Consider the following 18,079-nt stretch of genomic DNA (forward strand, 5'->3'; position numbering starts at 1 on the left):
ACGGGTTAAAAAGAATAATATCATGCCCTGATAGCGACCTGCCGGCTACTGTCCACAAAGACAGGTTGTGGGTGTCTTAAATGGAAGGTGGGTGTCCACGTAATGATGGTGGGTGTCCATGTTAAGATAGGGGGGGCAGGCGTCCCCCTGAACAGATAAAATTAGTAAAAAGGTAGGGAGGTTGTCAGTTTTTAACCCAGTTGCCCTTTTCGTTTTTATGGTATTTCTGTTTTACCGCCGACCAGGCGACTTTAAAAGCGACTTCTTCGCGACTGTCGTCCCCGTTTCGGTCATCAGCGTCTTTGTATTCCTGCCAGGCACTATTATAAGCTTCTTTGAATATATCCTGGGCATGAGAGGGTAAGTTATCGCGAACAGAATCCGGTAACTCTGACTTTTTATTATATGGCATACATTTGCTCTCTAATAATGAATCTGTTTTATCTGCTACGCCGTAATTCAAGGATTCGTTTAAACTTCAGGCAAATAGCTGAAGGTGACCAGTCGGGAAGACTTCACAGCTCTGTGAACCATGATATGATGTGGTTGGTGCAGGATGTACCCGTTCCCACGAATACAACAACGACTATCGGTGACCAATAACGTGATAAAGATTATCCTGGCAGACGATCATGAGCTGGTTCGAACAGGAATTCGGCGTATTTTAGATGATGAAAAAGACTTTAGCGTAATTGCAGAAGCTAAAACTGGTGAAGATGCGGTAGTGCTTTGTCGGCGTAATGCGCCTGATGTGGTATTAATGGATGTTAATATGCCAGGCATGGGCGGGCTCGAAGCCACCAAAAAGATTTTACGTATGTCTGAAAATACCCGCGTAATTTGTTTATCTATGCATAAGGAACATCCGATTCCGGCTCAGGTTATGCAAATTGGCGCCTTTGGTTTTCTGACAAAAGATGCTGAGCCCGATGAGATGATACGCGCAATTTATAAAGTTGTGGCCGGACAAAAATACCTTGCCCCAGAAATTGCACAAAGTATCGCTATCAGCAAGCTTGCCCCAGATACAAATAATCCTTTTGCGATACTTTCAGATCGTGAATTAAGTATTGCCTTAAGGTTGACCCGGGGAAAACGTGTGCCTGAAATAGCCAGTGAATTGTGCATTAACGCAAAAACCGTGAATACTTACCGCTATCGCATGTTCGAAAAGCTGGGTGTAACCACTGATGTAGAGCTTACCCACCTGGCTTTAAGGCATAAATTGATCGACTCCCATTCACTGTAAATCTGATATGTCTTCTTTCGACTCTGCTGCCTTTCTTAAAAACCTGACTAATCAGCCGGGCGTTTACCGAATGTACAACGCCCAGGAAGAGGTGATTTATGTAGGAAAAGCGAAAAACCTGAAAAAACGGGTTTCTAGCTATTTCAGAGATCAGGTAGATAACGCAAAAACCCGCTCGCTGGTGGCGCATATTGCCGCTATGGATGTCACCGTAGTCAACAGCGAAATGGAAGCTTTTTTATTAGAAAACAACTTCATTAAAAAATATAAACCACGTTACAACGTGGTTTTACGAGATGATAAATCGTACCCGTTTATATTTTTGTCTGCCCACGAACATCCTCGGCTGTCATTTCATCGTGGTCCGCAAAAACGCAAGGGCGAATATTTCGGGCCGTATCCTAGTGCCTGGTCGGTACGAGAAAGTTTACGTTCGATGCAGAAGATTTTTCCGGTTCGCCAGTGTGAAGACAGCTATTATCGCGCAAGAAGTCGCCCTTGTTTGCAGTATCAAATGAAGCGGTGTAGTGCTCCGTGCGTAGAGGGTCATGTGAGTGATGCCGAATATGGTGAACAGGTTCATTTGGCGCGATTATTTTTGAAAGGGAAAAACCAGCAGGTAATCGGTACTTTGGTAGACCGGATGGAGCAGGCGTCTGTTGACATGAACTTTGAAGCTGCAGCGCGATACCGCGACCAGATCACGGCATTGCGCAAAGTACAGGAACGGCAATGGGTTTCTGGGACCCAGGATGAAATGGATGTATTTGGTTATGCCATGAAAGGCAACATAGCCTGTATTCAATCCATGTTTATTCGCGACCGACAGTTACTGGGTTCGAAGTCGTTTTTTCCTAAAATTCCTTCTACCGCGACTGAACAGGAAGTATTTGAATCGTTTCTGTTACAGTTTTATCTGGCGGGTAATAAAGTTATTCCTAAGCAAATTGTTATACCGTTAGAACTTACTGATGAAAGTGCTATTGCCGATGTTTTGAGTAATGAAGCGGGCCACAGGGTCAAATTTTTCCGCGGTGCACGCGATGAAAAAAGGCGCTATTTAGAATTGGCTCAAAACAATGCTAATAATTCGTTAGAAGCTCGATTTGTAGAACAAAAGTCAGTACATGCTCGTTATTTAGATTTAGAGGAAACTTTAGAGCGAGAAACGCCCGTGCAACGCATGGAGTGTTTTGACATTTCTCACACCTCGGGTCAGCAAACGGTTGCTTCGTGTGTGGTATTTAACCGCGAAGGGCCTTTAAAAACTGATTATCGGCGCTATAACATAGAAGGAATAACCCCCGGAGACGATTATGCGGCAATGGCTCAGGCGTTAAAGCGGCGTTATAAAACTCCTGGCGAAGCGAACAAGATACCCGACATATTATTTATTGATGGCGGTAAAGGTCAATTGGCGCAGGCTGAGGCTTTTTTTACCGACTGGCCGGCTGATATCAAGCCTATGCTTATTGGGGTGGCAAAAGGTACTACACGAAAACCAGGCTTGGAAACCTTGATTCTTGAAGATACTCACGAAACCATCCCAATGGAAAGTCATGCTCCTGCATTACACCTTATCCAGCATATCAGAGATGAGTCGCATCGTTTTGCTATTGCAGGGCACAGAAACCGTCGTCAGAAAGTTAAAAACACCTCTACGCTTGAAGGCATTCCAGGCATAGGGGCTAAGCGTCGACAGGCTTTGTTAAAATACATGGGCGGCCTGCAGGGCCTGAAGCGTGCTAGCAAGGGCGAAATTGCCAGTGTGCCGGGCATTAGCACTGATTTAGCCGAAACTATTTACGACCACCTGCACCATTAGTGGTGCGCCAACCCATCTTTTGGGTACAATCCAACCAGGCGAACAGAGAAGTTATTATGTGGACAGTACCAAATTTAATTACCCTTTTTCGAGTTGTGCTAATTCCGGTATTCGTAATGGTTTACTTTCTAGACTGGAAGTGGGCGCACGAACTCGGTGCGTTTGTTTTCTGGTTAGCGGCTATTACCGACTGGTTCGACGGTTATCTGGCACGTAAATTAAACCAGAACACGCCATTCGGCGCATTTTTAGATCCCGTGGCTGACAAGCTGATTGTTGCCGCTGCGCTACTAATGATAACGCACAGTTACGCAACATTGTGGATAACAATACCGGCAATCGTTTTGCTGATCAGAGAAATCTACGTTTCAGCGCTGCGCGAATGGATGGGCAGCCAGGGTGTAAGAGATGAAGTTAAGGTTTCTTTTATAGGTAAAGCCAAAACTACCGCGCAGATGCTGGCACTTATCGGATTACTGTCTGGCTTAGAAAGCTTTATGGGCTTTCCCATTTATTGGGTAACCCTAGGCTATATTCTACTTTATATCGCCGCAGTATTGTCGTTGTGGTCTATGGTGAAATACACATTATCTGCCTGGAAACATCTTTCAGTTAAACCTTAAATAAACCAAGTTGGTTGACTATTGCACAATGTGAATAAAAAACTAGCAAACAAACCGAAAAATGCAAAATTCATTGAAAAATAGCGGTTTTTGTATTGACAGTCAGGGTGGGGTAGGTAGAATGCATCGCACGTTTGGCGCAGCAAGTAACACAAACCAAACGCCAAATTGTCGTTCGATTTAAATGACAATTTATGCGGGAATAGCTCAGTTGGTAGAGCACAACCTTGCCAAGGTTGGGGTCGCGAGTTCGAGTCTCGTTTCCCGCTCCAAACTTTTTAGTTTGGTAGGAATCACGGTTCCGATATTGGCGGAATGGCAGAATGGCTATGCAGCGGATTGCAAATCCGTGTATCTCGGTTCGACTCCGGGTTCCGCCTCCAAATTGCTTTTACCAAGGCAATTGCACCAGGTCTGATGACCGAGCCCTTAATGCCCGGGTGGTGAAATTGGTAGACACAAGGGATTTAAAATCCCTCGATCGTAAGATCGTGCCGGTTCAAGTCCGGCCCCGGGCACCATTTCTTAGTATCCATCGATAGCAATCCAAGTACCATTGCACTCAAACCCTTAGCTCTACCCAATTTCCCCATCTTACAGTCTGTATGATTAGCCGATATTAAATGTTTTTAAAAAGACGTTCAGTTCCAGGTTCTTCTGTGTCATGGTCGAGCAAAATGATGTATATCGATTGAATGGAAACTAATAATATTACGAATAGTGGTTCTGAAAAATTTAACCGAAGCCTTTGAATCACTAAAAATGTGAGTCCTTTCAAAACCCGGTTTTTTATTGGTGCCAGATCATTGTTCAATTACGAAATGCAAACACGAATACCTGTAAGCAATGGGATTTACTCTTTATTAGAGGCTCAGTGTCTGCCGTAGCAGTGCAGATTATTTGACGTTTATGAAAGAGCACAACCTTGTTCCTTCTATGAGCCGTCGAGGTAACTGCCATGATAATGCGGTAGCGGAGAGCTTTTTTGCTACGTTTAAAAAGCGCATGATCAGAAAAAAGATATATTCAACAAGAGACGAAGCGAAGACTGAGATATTTCACTTTATAGAAATGTTTTACAATTCTAAAAAACGCCATTCGCATACAAGCGGTGTATCACCTGCTAAATTCGAAGAAGCGTATTTTTTGGAACAACAAAATGTCTAGTGAAAGCTGGGAAGTCCACTCTAGCTCTATCAGGAATTTCGCTTTCGAGTGAAGAGTATGCCGGGTACATCTCTACAATATTGATAGAACCATTGCGCGCTGCGGTTAGAATTACTCCCCCGCACGTCGAACAGACATAATTGCGCCAACTCCTTGGGTTAAGTTCATTAAAAATCCGAGTTGTAAAACCGGTTCCTACTTCTTCAAGGTTCGGGTTTTTTATTTGGCAGTGGATACACCTGTCTGAAATTAACTTAGCTCCTTGAGATGGCAAAGAATTTCACCATAAACTCGTATCAATTTTTCAAAATTGTAAACTGTCTAAAGATCAAATGGAAAATGCCCATTTGGAGATAATCCCAGAATCGCGGCAAGATACGGGTTATTTTTTAGTCAAAGCATGATAGGGTTACTTTGAATCTACAAAAAGTAAAAAGGAAATTTACATGGTAAGTTTAGCTTCAAAATTAACTATTTTAGGTGTACTGGCAACTAGCTCGTTTTTTGCCCATAGTGGCGGGCAGGTGTCAGATAGTATGCTGAAATCCGCACAGCCTGTAGTTAAATCAAAGCTTCGCATCAATGAAACTGCCGATATATTGGATCTGTCGGGAAAGGAATACATGAGACTCATGAACTCTCTAGTAGAGACTCCTCATGCGATTGCTCAAGGGCCAGGCTTCAAGTTATCAGAGCATTCGGCGATGATTGAACTTCGTCAATTGAGGGAAAGCGGTTTAGAGATATCGCATGCACTTTTGGAGGAAGTTCATAGTGTTATGACAGAATACAAAACTGGATTAGCTAAATATGCTGGTCTTACACTTGAATAATTCGATCTCGCTGTTAAAAAGTATACAGTGGTCCAAGAAGCTTACGATATAATGTCAGCCATAGAGAAGTCAGATCAACTTATTACTACTATGGACACAGCAGCAGAAGATGACAAAGTTGTTCGAGTTCCTATTAATGAAAATAAGATTGAAGAGGCTACGTCGGCAATTGATTCCTACACTACCATAAAAGTTTGGGACGAGGGTTGGAATTCGTTTTATAGGCCAGGAACCATTTACGTTGATTTCACAGTCGACTTTAGAACTCAAGACGGCTCTTCGAGTTTAGGTACTCAAGAATGGAGAGCTTCTAGAAGTTATGCTTGGCCCACTGGTAATTTTAAAAGCAATGGTGAAATGGGTGGCTTATTCCCTCATCCTTAGCTTTCAGTTTTTCTTAAATTAAAGCAATAAAAAATCCGATACTAGACGCTAGTATCGGATTTTTTATTTTCCAAGTACGATTTCAAGTATATTTAAGTAAGGGGTAATTATTTTTTAGGCTCTTTCCCTGCGTATATTGCACATATCAGTAGACCAATAGCGGCAATAATGCCAAATGCGCTGAGAAAGACTGATATAAAGTAAGACACCCCAATCACGATGCCGGTAACTAAAGCGAGCCCAGCGTCGTGAATAGAATTTTAAAGAATCGGACGATACACTGAATCATGCGAACAGTGATTTAGCCGAACGTTGTTTAACAGGAGCATCATTAGCTTTGTTGTCCGGCTCAAAGGGTAACTTTTCCGCTGAAGCCATCGGATTTCTAGTAGGCTGCTCATCCTTTGCGGATATTGCCTCTGGCGTTTTTTCCTGTGACTCGTTGGCAGCTTCTTCCTCTTTTACCGGTGCTTCATTCTTTTGCGCTGGCGTGTCAGTATCTTCGGCTTTAGGCTCATTGTCGGCTTTAGCGCGAGTTTTGCCTTTTGACCGTGTAGCTTTTTTGGCCGGTGCTTTGCTGACAGACAGTGCTGCGGTGGAGGTGTCGATGTTTGCAGTGACATCAGCCCCATCAATTTCAAGGGACACATTAAAGGGGAAGTGCACAGCCCCATTCTTAAAGCATTATAAAATTATGTTTTATGACTGTAGAGACAGTGACGGCTTGCGCTTTATTGCTACCAATAAATATTATTTAAAAACTTATGAAAGAGGTAACGTAAAACAACGGTGGGAATAGCTGGGATAGAAAAAGAAAGATGGTGGAGCGGGCAGGATTCGAACCTGCGAAGGCTGAGCCGGCAGATTTACAGTCTGCTCCCGTTGACCGCTTGGGTACCACTCCACACAGAGACAAAAGGCTAAAGAATTACCTGGTTGTCTTCTCAATTAGTGTCTAACCAAAAGAGGAATGCAGTGTAATGTTTGTGGATATCGGCGTCAAGTTTTATTTAGAAAAACTATTAATAAAATCATAGGGTTATATTTTGTACAACCCATCGGATATATTGTATCGACAGCATAGCCCAATAAGGTTAAAAAGCGTGCTTTATCAGTAAGCTAGCTAGTCTGCAGATGAAACCTGAAGGCACACTAACCATGGGTTCAACCTTTTACCTGGCCGGTTCAAGTATACGATACCCTTGACCATAGGCGTGTTCAAGCAGACGCCTGCCAAACACCTGTTCACCAATTGTGCTGATATGACGACGGTCTGAATAGGTTATCGCGCCTTCTACGATTAAATCTTCCGGTAATCGTAGGTTGAATCCCTCCAGCTTTGAAATATAGCCAATACCGGCAACATTAAGCTTTTTACTAAAAATATCATCCAGAGCTACCGAGTGAGCAATCGCTTTGTCAGAGACATAAGCTGGTAATTGGCCACTAAAGGGTTGGCGATAATTCCAGTCAACCGGATGGGTGGTCAACGGCGGTAACATACCTATCATTAGTACAGGCGCAGATGCGACGCGTTTAACTTTAGTCAGGTAACGCACAACCTCGTTTACATAATGCTTATTTATATTCTCGATGGTGCCCGCAAAAATAGAAGCGCCGGTAAATAGCTTGTCCGGCGTTTGCGTATAAACAATTAATCCAATATGGGAGGCATGCTTTTTCGCGAACGACAAAAAATCCTGGTATTGACAGTGGGGTTTGTTCTTCGGGTGGCCTCGATAGGCATGGGCCCGGCACGAACCTCGTGACACACTCACTACAAATGGTGCAGCGCTGTTCATTGCTACGGCATTGTATAAATCCATACCGTGGCTGCCACCTAAAATAAATACTGCTTGTTGATGCTGTTGAGCGCACTTTTCAAACTTGCGGGTAAACTCGGGATCCAGCACGGATGACCATAGTTTGCATGGTTCGCTAACCATAGGTTGACGGGTATGCGATGAATACGCGGTAGCGAGTTGCTGATAACGGGCCATATTCTCTGGTTCAATAACGCTACGCCAGGTTACATTGCTATAAAACAGCAACCCCAGACATGAAAAACCGAGCAGGCAGGTCCCGGAATATTTAAATATCCTGGTGCTGGAAAATCGTTGTTTGTTTCGAAACGGTGTTTCAATCCAGCGCCATGAAGCAATGCTCAATATAAATGATAATACTATGCCCAAAATACTGAAAAGATGTGTCAGTTCACCATCATGATAAATCCGCAGCAAAGCTAATACCGGCTGGTGCCAAAGATACAGCGAATAACTCGTAATGCCGATAAACAACAGGACAGGCATGGACAACATCGCGGCCATCGTGGTGCCAGTAGTGGCGAAAAGTAAAAGTAACACCGCACCTGATACAGGAATCAGAGTGAGCATGGACGGATGGGCGGTGGCGGGTGTAAATAAGGCGTAAGAGGCCAGTATTAATACAAGCCCGATTAAGCTCAGAACATTTTTCGTATTCGCAGCAACTTGCGAATAATTCGCAGTATTAATGTATAGACTGGCTAACGCCCCGGCCATCAACTCCCACGCACGACTTGGCAGCAAATAGAAATTACCGATAGGGTCAACACTTTGGTACCACTGAGCATACCCGAGAGAAAACAATGCAATACCTATTAAAAAGTGAGCAAAGTACGGCCGCGCGTATTTGAATATGAGCAAAGCCAATAAAGGAAACAACACATAATATTGCTCTTCTACGGCCAAGCTCCAGGTATGCAGCAGCACAGATAGCTCAGATGTGGTTCCGAAGTACCCAGTGGTTTGCCAAAAATACAGGTTAGAAACAAAGGCGGTAACCGCCAGTAAACTCTCTCCGTAACTGCCCAGTACCTTAGGCGATAGGGTTACCCAAGGTATGATCATACTCGTTACAATAACGACACAAGCCAATGCGGGCAAAATACGACGCGCCCGGCGCTCATAAAATGTGATTACTGAAAACCGTTTTTCGCAAAGCTCACGGTTAATAATGCTGGTAATAAGAAACCCGCTTATAACAAAGAATACATCTACACCTAAAAAGCCACCCGGTAATCCTGGTAAATCTGCATGCAGCCACAAGACGGGTAAAACCGCCACCGCCCGCAGGCCGTCAATCTCACTTCTGTATTGCATAGACGTACTGTTTCATCACTTTTAAAATGTCTTAAAGACTGCTGCAGATATTGTAATAAGGCGTGGGCTATTACATGGACTAATATATGGACAGACATACCGCAGTTTTATTATTTTATGTTTTAAACACAAAAAAGCAGGCGTCTAAAGCCTGCTTCACACATTCTCACCGCATCTGCCTTTTACTAAAACAATTTTTGCTTATCTATATAAACTTTCAGCATAATTTTTTCAGGCTGAAATTCGCGCTACGTTAGCAGCTTGGGTATGAGAAGTTTCTACATTAAGCGCTGTAGAAACCTCACTTGCGGTCGGCATGCGCTTAATACAAAGCCCATTGCTCTCATAATTTTCATCTATTAACCCTGCCTGCATAAACGCGCTCAACCAATGAGTTGCCGGGTAGTAACCCCATTTTGATTTAAAAAGATTAGCGTTGGTAACAATATCAAGCAAATGATTCACCGGATACTGATAATTCGCCCTGAATTGATTAAAGGTTAACGTATCAAGCATGTGTAAATCTATACCGGCAGCCGAACATCGGGTGGCGAAATCGATATCTCCAATTCCAAACCCATGGTACTGCTCATCAAAACCATTAACTTCATTAAAGCTGGCTCGATCAATGGCAAAAAGCGCCGAGTGAAAGGTCTTACTTTGGCTGCGTTGACTTACCGATTTGGGGACGTGTAAATCTCTGCGAGCCCGCAGGGCGGTATAAGAAATCTCTTCTGGCATATCCACAACTGGCTGAATGGGCGAGGTGAAAATGGTTCTATCTTGCCAGTTTTGCATCAGTTTTAAGAACAAATCTGGCGCGCACAGACAATCAACGTCTATATGCACAATACGCTCATATTCACAGGCAAAAAACCCGCGATTACGAGCCTGAGCTAGCGGTAGCTCCTCTGAAGTTGCAAATTTATGCTTGATACAAAACTTTTTGCTTTGTACTAATGATTTATCAGATGGGGGCGCCATCCATACCACTACAAGTTCTGAAGGTGGTAACTGCGCCTGCTCTAAATTTGCAATCAGATTAGAAAGTTGTTTTGTCCGGTTTTTAACAATTGTGACCACACTAAAATTGTCTTTCATCCGATCGTCCTCGCTATGTATTCAAGGGGCTGTGGGAATACAGCAAACTCCTGATATCACCTACAGCAAAGAACAAACCAGGATTGCGGCTCAGTAAACCTCTGGTTTTTATGATGAAAAAAAACTACATTTCACACAGCTACAATAATGCTGTGAAATAGTTACATTATTTACGTGTAGTATCTGAATGTTTGTCGTAGTCAATTATGTTGATTCTTAAAGATTTTATACCATTTTTTAGTATTGCTTTAGTTGCAACAAGTTTTGATTGAAACCGTATTCGTTTTAAAATTAAACGTTTGAAACCATTTGTTTGAATAAGAAGGCGTATTATGACCGACATGTTAGTTTCTACCGAAACACTGGCCGATAAACTCGGACAAGAGCCCGTGGTTGTTTTAAATGCCATTATGACTATGCCTGGTTTGACAGAGGCAAAATCAGAACAAAATTCAGCCGAATATTTACCTGGGGCTCAACGTGTTGATTTAGACAATGAAGGAAGCCTTCATTTTAATAACAGCGTACACCAACGACTGGACGATAACACGCTAAGTATCCTGCTGGGAAAGCTGGGGTTAACTGAACATTCCGATATCGTTGTTTATGACAACTTCGGCGTTTTTTGTGCGCCCAGGCTATGGTGGATGCTCAAAGCGGTCGGGCACAAGAAGGTACAGGTATTAAATGGAGGGCTACCTGAGTGGCGAGCGAACAGCGGGATAACAAATCGGGAGCAGCCAACCGCGCCTTCTAAGCAGCTGTATAACGTAGTTTCGCAAAACGGTTGGTTTGTAGATACCCCCGAGGTAGTTAAGGCACTGCATACAGACATTCAAATTATAGATGCCCGAAGTCCGGCTCGTTTTGCCGGCAGCGAGCCTGAGCCCCGTAAAGGTGTGCGAAGCGGACATATACCGGGCTCGGTTAATATTCATTATCAGACGCTTTTACGCGATAACAAGTTCAAATCTGTCGACGAACTTAATGCCATATTTGGGTCTCAAAATATCGACTTAAAAAAGCCGGTTATCTGTAGCTGTGGCTCAGGTATAACCGCGTGTATTATCGGGATGGCCGCATTATTATGTAACGCCAGTCACGTGTCGGTATATGACGGTAGTTGGACTGAATGGGGCAGTGACAAGACACTGCCCATACAAATGGGGTAAATAATGAAACAACCCAAAATTGTAATATTAACCGGGGCAGGGATTTCAGCAGAATCGGGACTAGCCACGTTTCGCGATAATAACGGGCTTTGGGAAGACCACCAAATCGAAGATGTAGCGACTCCCCAGGCTTTTTTGCGTGATCCCGAGCTGGTGTATCGTTTTTATAATGCGCGTCGTGCTCAATTACAACGCGCTGATGTTCAGCCTAATGCAGCGCACAAGTCGATAGCTGAATTACAGCAGCGATTAGGTGATAACGTCACAATTATTACTCAAAATGTAGACAATTTACACGAGCGAGGGGGAAGCCATAATGTGCTGCATATGCACGGTACCTTACTTTCCTATCGCTGTTTAAGCAGTCACCAGCAGGTTTATTATACGGCGCCCTACGATAGCAATACGCGGTGCCATTGTTGTGACCCTGGCAGTAAGGTTCGTCCTGATATTGTTTGGTTTGGCGAAACACCCAAATATATGCAAACCATCATGACCGCACTTAGCCAAGCTGATATGTTTATTGCTATTGGTACTTCTGGCCAGGTTTATCCTGCAGCTGGCTTTGTCGAAATTGCCCGGGATTCGAATGTTCATAGTGTTGAGATTAATTTACAATCAGCGGCCAACAAGGATTTGTTTGACGAAACCTGGCAAGGGCCAGCCAGTGAGACGGTGCCCGCGTTTTTCAATACGTTTTTAAAAACCCTATCGTAACGATTTTATAAGAGACAATGGCTATGTTTTGGCAAGACTTTATCACTATTGCGTTGGTTCATCTGGTGGCGGTAGCCAGCCCGGGCCCCGACTTTGCCATTGTTGTTCGAAACAGCCTTGCTTATGGAAGACGTATCGCTATTTTTACCAGCATTGGTATTGGATTGGGTATTTTAATTCATGTGGCCTACTCGCTGGTGGGACTATCTGTGGTAATAAAAACCACGCCCTGGTTGTATCAGGCCATCAGCTATTTAGCGGCCGCCTACCTGATTTATCTGGCAATAGGGGCGCTTAAAAGTGGCCCTCCTACGGCCACTAGCGACAAAGAACAGGCTGCTAAGATTCCGGTCAAAAGCTCAATTAGCCCCAAAAAGGCGTTATGGATGGGCTTTTTGACTAACGGACTTAACCCTAAAGCTACGCTGTTTTTTTTATCATTATTTACCGCTTTTATTGATGTTGATACTCCTATGGGAATTAAACTGACCTATGGTATTTACCTGGCAGTCGCAACCGGCATGTGGTTCTGCTTTCTCTCTTTTATTTTAGGTTCTGGGCGGGTTACACAGTTACTTGGAAAAAAAGGTTACTGGTTAGATCGTACCATGGGGGTACTGCTGCTTGGATTGGCGGCAAAACTGGTATTCGCTTAGAGACGCGGCGAACTTTCAGGTATACTAATGCTGTGAACATCAGCGCAATGAGGAATGGGTGAGCAACACAAACTATAACCCGCAAGGGGACCGTCTGGAAAAAGCATTGTCAGGCGACTACGATTTTTCGGTCAAAAATATATTGCTGCGATCTAACAGTTTAGTGAAATCTAATTATCAGCTTTTAATCGCTGGTTGTGGCGTTATTTTACTGGTTGTCGCTGCATTGATGGCAATTTTGGTCGGTCGCTATTCGGTAGAAGGTCTCACCCAGCTATCCCAGTCTCAACAAGCATTTATCGATGTTATTGTGATATTTTTGATGGCACCTATCACTACCGGTCTAATTATGCAGGCCAGTGACCTGGCGGGTAGGCGGCACACCCGGTTTCATAATCTATTTGATTACTTACCCCAAATTCTATCACTGGCGGTGGCGCAGTTGTTCGTCTCTATTATCGTGCAATTGGGGCTTTATCTTCTTATTGTTCCTGGTATGTATGTATTTATGGCCAGTGTATTTACCCTGCCAATTATTGCTCAGCGTAGAATTCCGGTGACCTCGGCAATAATACTGTCGTTCAAGGTGGTGAATAAATACCTGTCAGGGTTTATAAGCCTGTTCGGAATTTTTATTTTATTACTGCTACTTAGTGCGTTTACCCTGGGGTTGGCAATGCTTTGGGTTATGCCCCTTTACTATGCCACTGTGGGCCTTTTATTTGATGATCTTTTTGGCGCCAAGTCTGAAGAATTGTCGTCTGAACATTCTAATCATGAGTCGACTTTTGATGCATAAACGTGAAACTACAAAAATTGTTCTGATTACTCTGGGTATTTTGGCGGTCATTGTCATCAATGCCTGGATCCTGACTTCGGGCGAGCCAGATATACTGGATGTGCCCGAAAGTGAGCAAGCCAGTGAACCAGTACCCGATTTCTCTTCTTTTGAAAATGTCAGTGAACGCAAGATTGCGTTTTTTGACTACCTGCGTCCTGAAGTCGAAAAGCAAAATGAATACTTGTTGTCATTGCGTCATTATTTACAAACACTACAGCGCAAAATGACCAGCGGTGAAAATTTGTCTGAAGACGATGAGGAGCGTATTGCCTGGTTAGTTAACGAGTATGGCGTAAAAGAGTCAGTTGCCGTAGACGAACAGCTTAATCGATTGCTTCAAAAGGTGGATATTTTACCGGTGGAGTTGGTATTAGTTCAGGCTGCTAACGAATCTGCCTGGGGGACCAGCCGGTTCGCCCGTGAAGGTTATAACTTTTTTGGGTTGTGGTGCTTTAAGCGCGGCTGCGGCTTTGTTCCTTCACAACGTAATAAAGGCGCGGCCCACGAAGTTGCGCGTTTTGATAATATCTCAAGAGCAACATATACCTATATGCGTAACCTTAATCGGCACAGAGCTTACAAGGATTTGCGTAGTATACGTGCAAGGTTACGTATGAACCAAAAGCCCATTACCGGTATGGCACTGGCTGAAGGGCTGATGAAATATTCAGAGCGTGGGGCGGCTTATGTTGAAGAATTGCAGTCAATGATTCGATTCAATAAGAAGTTTTTTACAAAATGAAAACCTGGATAGCTGCAGTGGCGGTTTTTTTCAGCTCGCTGTGCATTGCCACAGAAAAGCTCGAGCTTGAATATAAACAGTTTTATAGCCATACGCGAAAGCTTGAGGGCGATGACACTCAAGCGCTGCAGTTTGCTTTTGGTTTTTTAAATAACCAAAGTGGTAAGCTGTGTAACATTGAGTCAGCAGTCATTGTCACGCCAAAACTGTCTTTACCCATGACTATTTCTGCTGAGCAGCGCTTTACGCTGCCTTCTGAAAAAGCATTAAAGTTGGCGGACGCTAAAATAGTGATTGGTTTTACAGAGGCTGCGGGCCGGTGCGATATGTCGGTTCAGCTTGAAACCAAGCCTGAGTTTTTGAAAAGTGACTATTCTGCAGACGAGTTATCGATGCTGGTGGAGCAATACGAAGCCTTTTTCAACGAAATGGGAAGCTTCTTGTCTTTTATGATGCCCTCGGTTCAGGGGCTGTCTATGCAATTTGACAATCCTTACCTACAGGCACCATTAAAGGGGGCACCCTCTATCACCAGTGGGTTGTTACGGCTTCCTAAAGAATGGTTGAACCAGAGCAAAGCGTTAAAATTGCCCCAGCCACCCGTGCGTATTACCGCAATCGCTTCGACTCAATAGAGCGTCTTGGTGCCAGCCCCTTATTAGTCGTTAAGAACAAGCTGATAACGTATTTGTTCAGCTAACCGATTGACCGTTTGTTCGCCTTTTTCGCACAGTTCAGTAGCACGGTGGAATTCAAGTAAACCCACATCGGCTAAATACGGCTCTATTAGTATGTCAGGCGGGTCACCTCCTAATCTGGAACGGGTTACCCGAGCCTGAAGAATTTCCAGAGAACTGCTCATTACACTCAAAATACCCGGTGGGGCTTTATTGTCGGTGCCGTTATCCGGCGAAAACCACTGCCGTACTGCGCTTGAACTTTTCTGTAAGAAATGCTCGGTTTTACGATCGTTTTCTTCGTGTTTTTCGGCCGGTTTTTCAAGTCTTTGGGGTCGAAAATCGGCATTCAGGTTTACGGCAATCACAAAATCGGCACCCAGTTGGCGACACAAATTTACCGGTACCGGATTCACTACGGCGCCATCAACCAACCAGCGGCCCTGGTAAGACACCGGGCTAAACAAAGCCGGTATAGCACACGATGCCTGGATTGCCGTATCCAGTGGACCCGAGCCAAACATCACTTCACGCCCTGAGTGCAAATCGGTTGCGACTACCGCAAATTTTTTCTGCATTTCTTCAAATGTTGACGCGCAAAAGTCGCTTTTTAGTTTTTTAAAAACCTTTTCGCCGCTGGCCAGCCCGCCTTTATGGATACCCACGCCCATAAGAGAAAACACCTGCCATTCGGTCAGTGAACATGACCACTGGCGAAGCTCATCAAGCTTGCCACTGGCATAGGCGGCTCCAACATAGGCACCTACTGAGCAGCCGGCGACAATATCAATATTTACACCCAGTTTTTCCAGAGCCTGGATAATACCAATATGGGTCCAGCCTCGAGCGGCGCCCGCACCTAGTGCAATACCTATTTTCATGCTGTTTTTATTCCACTAAATTGATAATTTGTACTGGCGTTTGTTGAGTGTCGTGAACAGGCTTCGCAGTAACCTCGGGCTGGTCAAACGCGATGTCTCCATCAGCTACTGGCCCGTCACTTCGGGTCACGTTAGCAAAATTATGCAACTGGCGATCTGGCATATGCGAAGGTACTACGTTTTGCATTGCTTTAAACATAGACTCTATGCGGCCCGGAAAACGTTGATTCCAGTCTTGCAACATATGTTTAATATTCTGTCTTTGCAGGTTTTCCTGAGAGCCACATAAGTTACAAGGAATAATAGGAAACCCCACATCCTGAGAATACTTTTTAATGTCTTTTTCGGTGCAATAAGCCAGTGGCCGGATAACAATGTGCTGGCCATCATCGCTAACCAGCTTGGGGGGCATAGACTTAATTGTACCACCATGAAACATGTTCAAAAAGAGTGTTTCGAGCATGTCATCACGATGATGCCCTAATGCAATTTTAGGCGCACCAAGTTCGGTTGCCGTTCGATATAAAATAGCGCGCCGAAGACGTGAGCATAAAGCACAGGTCGTTTTGCCTTCGGGCACTTTGTCTTTTACGATGGAGTAGGTGTCTTCTTCGACAATTTGATATTCTACACCCAGGTTCTCAAGATAATTTGGCAATACATGCTCTGGAAATCCTGGTTGCTTCTGGTCTAAATTGACTGCAATAATATCAAAGGATATGGGGGCCACCTTGCGCAGTAACAGCAGAATATCCAGCATCGTGTAGCTGTCTTTACCGCCAGACAAACACACCATAACTTTATCATTATGTTCAATCATGCCAAAGTCGGCAATCGCTTTGCCCACATTGTGGCGAAGACGCTTTTGCAGTTTGTTGAAACTGTATTTTTGGTTACTCTGCGCGCGGGTTAGCGGCTCTGGATGGCTCTTGTCGGCATGTTGACTCATACAATTTCTGTTCAGGCTCTCAAAAACTCTATTATACAAAATCCCAGCAACGAACGTCACCCTTTAGCCGAGCTTTAATGCCAATGTTTCAATAGATGGGGGATTCAAACCCGTCGGGCTTTATCGCCAGTACATCACACTGCAATGTGTCAATGACTCTTTCGGCGGTATTGCCAATAAAGGCTGCCGATAATCCCACCCGGCCAACGGTTCCGATAACAACCAGTTCGGCGTCAAGACTATCCGCCATATGGGCCACTACTTTTTCAGGTAAGCCTTCGCGAACATGGCAGTGCTCTGCTACCTGCTGATATTGTTCGGCGTGTCGGACCATTTCCTGTTGATGGTGCTGTTGTACTGCCTGATGGTATGCCTGAATGTCAAACTCTGGTATTTCAAGCGCGATGCTCACCGGAGCCGGCGGATAAGCGCTTACCAGATGGACATTACCGGTAAGTAAACTGGCGTAGTCCTGGGCGATACGGGTTATTTTATTGTTGAGTTGGAGATGCTCGCGATCCTCAGAGCCCACATTTATTGCGGCAATAATATTTCCATAAAGGGGCCACGCATGCTCTTTAACCAGCAAAACGGGGAGCGGACATTTTCGCAGTAAATGCCAGTCGGTAGGTGTGAAAATAACGGAAACCAAATCTGCAGTTTGATGACTGCTTTTCACGACAAGATCGGCATTACATTGTATTGCCGTACCTATTATTGCTTCAAAAACTCTGCTTTGCCATTTGATCACTACTTCGACGGGTCGCTTGGTGTAACGGCGAATCTCTTCATTCAGCCAATTGCGCTGGTCGTTTAATACAGCGTCACGCATGGCCTCCCGTTCGTTTTTGGAAAGCATGGTGGTCATCTCATATGAGAAGTCATAGACCACCAATAGTGCAATTACGGTGGCATCCGTTTTTTCAGCAAGTTCAAGAGCACGGGATAATGCCGGCTGAGTGTCAACGTTGTTATCTATAACCGCCAAAATGGTATCGTAAGTAATCATCGCCTTTAATCCTGTGAATTAATGCGCATAGGTATAAGTGTAATACCATTTACCCGTTACTTCCTGTTTATTGTTTAAAGGCAGGGATCTGTAAAGAACACGATTGAGTTCAA

General features: G+C 44.3%; 18 protein-coding genes, 4 tRNA genes and 1 pseudogene. 15 read left to right on the top strand and 8 right to left on the bottom strand.

The annotated features are described in order from the left end of the window. Positions 1-184: 184 nt before the first annotated feature. Positions 185-412 (bottom strand): ChaB family protein, encoded by a 228-nt coding sequence (locus JK130_RS07620; RefSeq protein WP_218353730.1) that lies wholly within the window; start codon positions 410-412, stop codon positions 185-187. Between the two features lie 192 nt (positions 413-604). Between JK130_RS07620 and uvrY the strand changes: the two genes are divergently transcribed. The 9 genes and pseudogenes from uvrY to JK130_RS07665 all read left to right on the top strand — a co-directional run bounded on the left by uvrY (position 605) and on the right by JK130_RS07665 (position 6,081). Further along, entirely contained in the window at positions 605-1,249 is a 645-nt protein-coding gene (gene uvrY, locus JK130_RS07625) for a UvrY/SirA/GacA family response regulator transcription factor (RefSeq protein ID WP_218353731.1), read from the top strand. A gap of 7 nt (positions 1,250-1,256) precedes the next feature. Then, entirely contained in the window at positions 1,257-3,074 is a 1,818-nt protein-coding gene (gene uvrC, locus JK130_RS07630) for an excinuclease ABC subunit UvrC (RefSeq protein WP_218353732.1), read from the top strand. A gap of 56 nt (positions 3,075-3,130) precedes the next feature. Continuing rightward, entirely contained in the window at positions 3,131-3,697 is a 567-nt protein-coding gene (gene pgsA / locus JK130_RS07635; protein ID WP_218353733.1) for a CDP-diacylglycerol--glycerol-3-phosphate 3-phosphatidyltransferase, read from the top strand. 196 nt (positions 3,698-3,893) lie between these two features. Next, a tRNA-Gly gene (locus JK130_RS07640) sits at positions 3,894-3,969 on the top strand. A 37-nt stretch (positions 3,970-4,006) separates the two neighbouring features. Next, positions 4,007-4,080 (top strand) — tRNA-Cys (locus JK130_RS07645). Between the two features lie 51 nt (positions 4,081-4,131). Next, positions 4,132-4,218: transfer RNA gene (locus tag JK130_RS07650), tRNA-Leu, on the top strand. A 367-nt stretch (positions 4,219-4,585) separates the two neighbouring features. Continuing rightward, positions 4,586-4,864 (top strand): annotated as a pseudogene (locus JK130_RS07655) (IS3 family transposase); the annotation flags it as partial. A gap of 446 nt (positions 4,865-5,310) precedes the next feature. After that, positions 5,311-5,697, top strand: coding sequence for a hypothetical protein (locus JK130_RS07660; protein WP_218353735.1), 387 nt, complete (start codon positions 5,311-5,313; stop codon positions 5,695-5,697). A gap of 51 nt (positions 5,698-5,748) precedes the next feature. After that, positions 5,749-6,081, top strand: coding sequence for a hypothetical protein (locus JK130_RS07665; RefSeq protein WP_218353736.1), 333 nt, complete (start codon positions 5,749-5,751; stop codon positions 6,079-6,081). A 285-nt stretch (positions 6,082-6,366) separates the two neighbouring features. On the opposite strand, the gene JK130_RS07670 is transcribed toward JK130_RS07665, so the two are convergent. The 4 genes from JK130_RS07670 to JK130_RS07685 all read right to left on the bottom strand — a co-directional run bounded on the left by JK130_RS07670 (position 6,367) and on the right by JK130_RS07685 (position 10,322). After that, the gene (locus JK130_RS07670) at positions 6,367-6,747 is read right to left on the bottom strand and encodes a dihydrolipoyllysine-residue succinyltransferase component of 2-oxoglutarate dehydrogenase complex (protein ID WP_218353737.1); all 381 of its coding nucleotides are present in this window, start codon (positions 6,745-6,747) and stop codon (positions 6,367-6,369) included. A gap of 153 nt (positions 6,748-6,900) precedes the next feature. After that, positions 6,901-6,985 (bottom strand) — tRNA-Tyr (locus JK130_RS07675). Between the two features lie 268 nt (positions 6,986-7,253). Beyond that, the gene (locus tag JK130_RS07680) at positions 7,254-9,221 is read right to left on the bottom strand and encodes an acyltransferase family protein (RefSeq protein WP_218353738.1); all 1,968 of its coding nucleotides are present in this window, start codon (positions 9,219-9,221) and stop codon (positions 7,254-7,256) included. 231 nt (positions 9,222-9,452) lie between these two features. Next, the gene (locus JK130_RS07685) at positions 9,453-10,322 is read right to left on the bottom strand and encodes a glycosyltransferase family 2 protein (RefSeq protein WP_218353739.1); all 870 of its coding nucleotides are present in this window, start codon (positions 10,320-10,322) and stop codon (positions 9,453-9,455) included. Positions 10,323-10,654: 332 nt separating this feature from the next. On the opposite strand from JK130_RS07685, the gene JK130_RS07690 reads away from it, so the two are divergent. Genes JK130_RS07690 through JK130_RS07715 form a run of 6 tightly spaced genes read left to right on the top strand, consistent with a single transcriptional unit; the run spans position 10,655 to position 15,085 of the window. Beyond that, the gene (locus tag JK130_RS07690) at positions 10,655-11,494 is read left to right on the top strand and encodes a sulfurtransferase (protein ID WP_218353740.1); all 840 of its coding nucleotides are present in this window, start codon (positions 10,655-10,657) and stop codon (positions 11,492-11,494) included. A gap of 3 nt (positions 11,495-11,497) precedes the next feature. Beyond that, positions 11,498-12,211: a Sir2 family NAD+-dependent deacetylase gene (gene cobB, locus JK130_RS07695; protein WP_218353741.1), complete on the top strand. Its 714-nt coding sequence runs from the start codon at positions 11,498-11,500 to the stop codon at positions 12,209-12,211. A gap of 17 nt (positions 12,212-12,228) precedes the next feature. Then, complete coding sequence (locus JK130_RS07700; protein ID WP_218353742.1) at positions 12,229-12,867, top strand: LysE family translocator; 639 nt, start codon at positions 12,229-12,231, stop codon at positions 12,865-12,867. Positions 12,868-12,925: 58 nt separating this feature from the next. Further along, positions 12,926-13,666, top strand: coding sequence for a hypothetical protein (locus tag JK130_RS07705; RefSeq protein WP_218353743.1), 741 nt, complete (start codon positions 12,926-12,928; stop codon positions 13,664-13,666). Then, entirely contained in the window at positions 13,659-14,450 is a 792-nt protein-coding gene (locus JK130_RS07710) for a glucosaminidase domain-containing protein (RefSeq protein ID WP_218353744.1), read from the top strand. Before JK130_RS07705 ends, JK130_RS07710 begins: the two co-directional genes overlap by 8 nt. After that, entirely contained in the window at positions 14,447-15,085 is a 639-nt protein-coding gene (locus tag JK130_RS07715) for a DUF2987 domain-containing protein (RefSeq protein WP_218353745.1), read from the top strand. Before JK130_RS07710 ends, JK130_RS07715 begins: the two co-directional genes overlap by 4 nt. Before the next feature lie 23 nt (positions 15,086-15,108). On the opposite strand, the gene rssA is transcribed toward JK130_RS07715, so the two are convergent. The 3 genes from rssA to uspE form a co-directional block, all read right to left on the bottom strand. Continuing rightward, the gene (rssA, locus tag JK130_RS07720) at positions 15,109-16,008 is read right to left on the bottom strand and encodes a patatin-like phospholipase RssA (RefSeq protein ID WP_218353746.1); all 900 of its coding nucleotides are present in this window, start codon (positions 16,006-16,008) and stop codon (positions 15,109-15,111) included. A 7-nt stretch (positions 16,009-16,015) separates the two neighbouring features. Further along, complete coding sequence (gene ttcA, locus JK130_RS07725; protein ID WP_218353747.1) at positions 16,016-16,957, bottom strand: tRNA 2-thiocytidine(32) synthetase TtcA; 942 nt, start codon at positions 16,955-16,957, stop codon at positions 16,016-16,018. 88 nt (positions 16,958-17,045) lie between these two features. Further along, positions 17,046-17,966: a universal stress protein UspE gene (uspE, locus tag JK130_RS07730; protein WP_218353748.1), complete on the bottom strand. Its 921-nt coding sequence runs from the start codon at positions 17,964-17,966 to the stop codon at positions 17,046-17,048. Between the last annotated feature and the right edge of the window lie 113 nt (positions 17,967-18,079).

This window comes from Alteromonas lipotrueiana, from assembly GCF_019249245.1.
GTDB classification, from domain to species: Bacteria; Pseudomonadota; Gammaproteobacteria; order Enterobacterales; family Alteromonadaceae; genus Alteromonas; species Alteromonas lipotrueiana.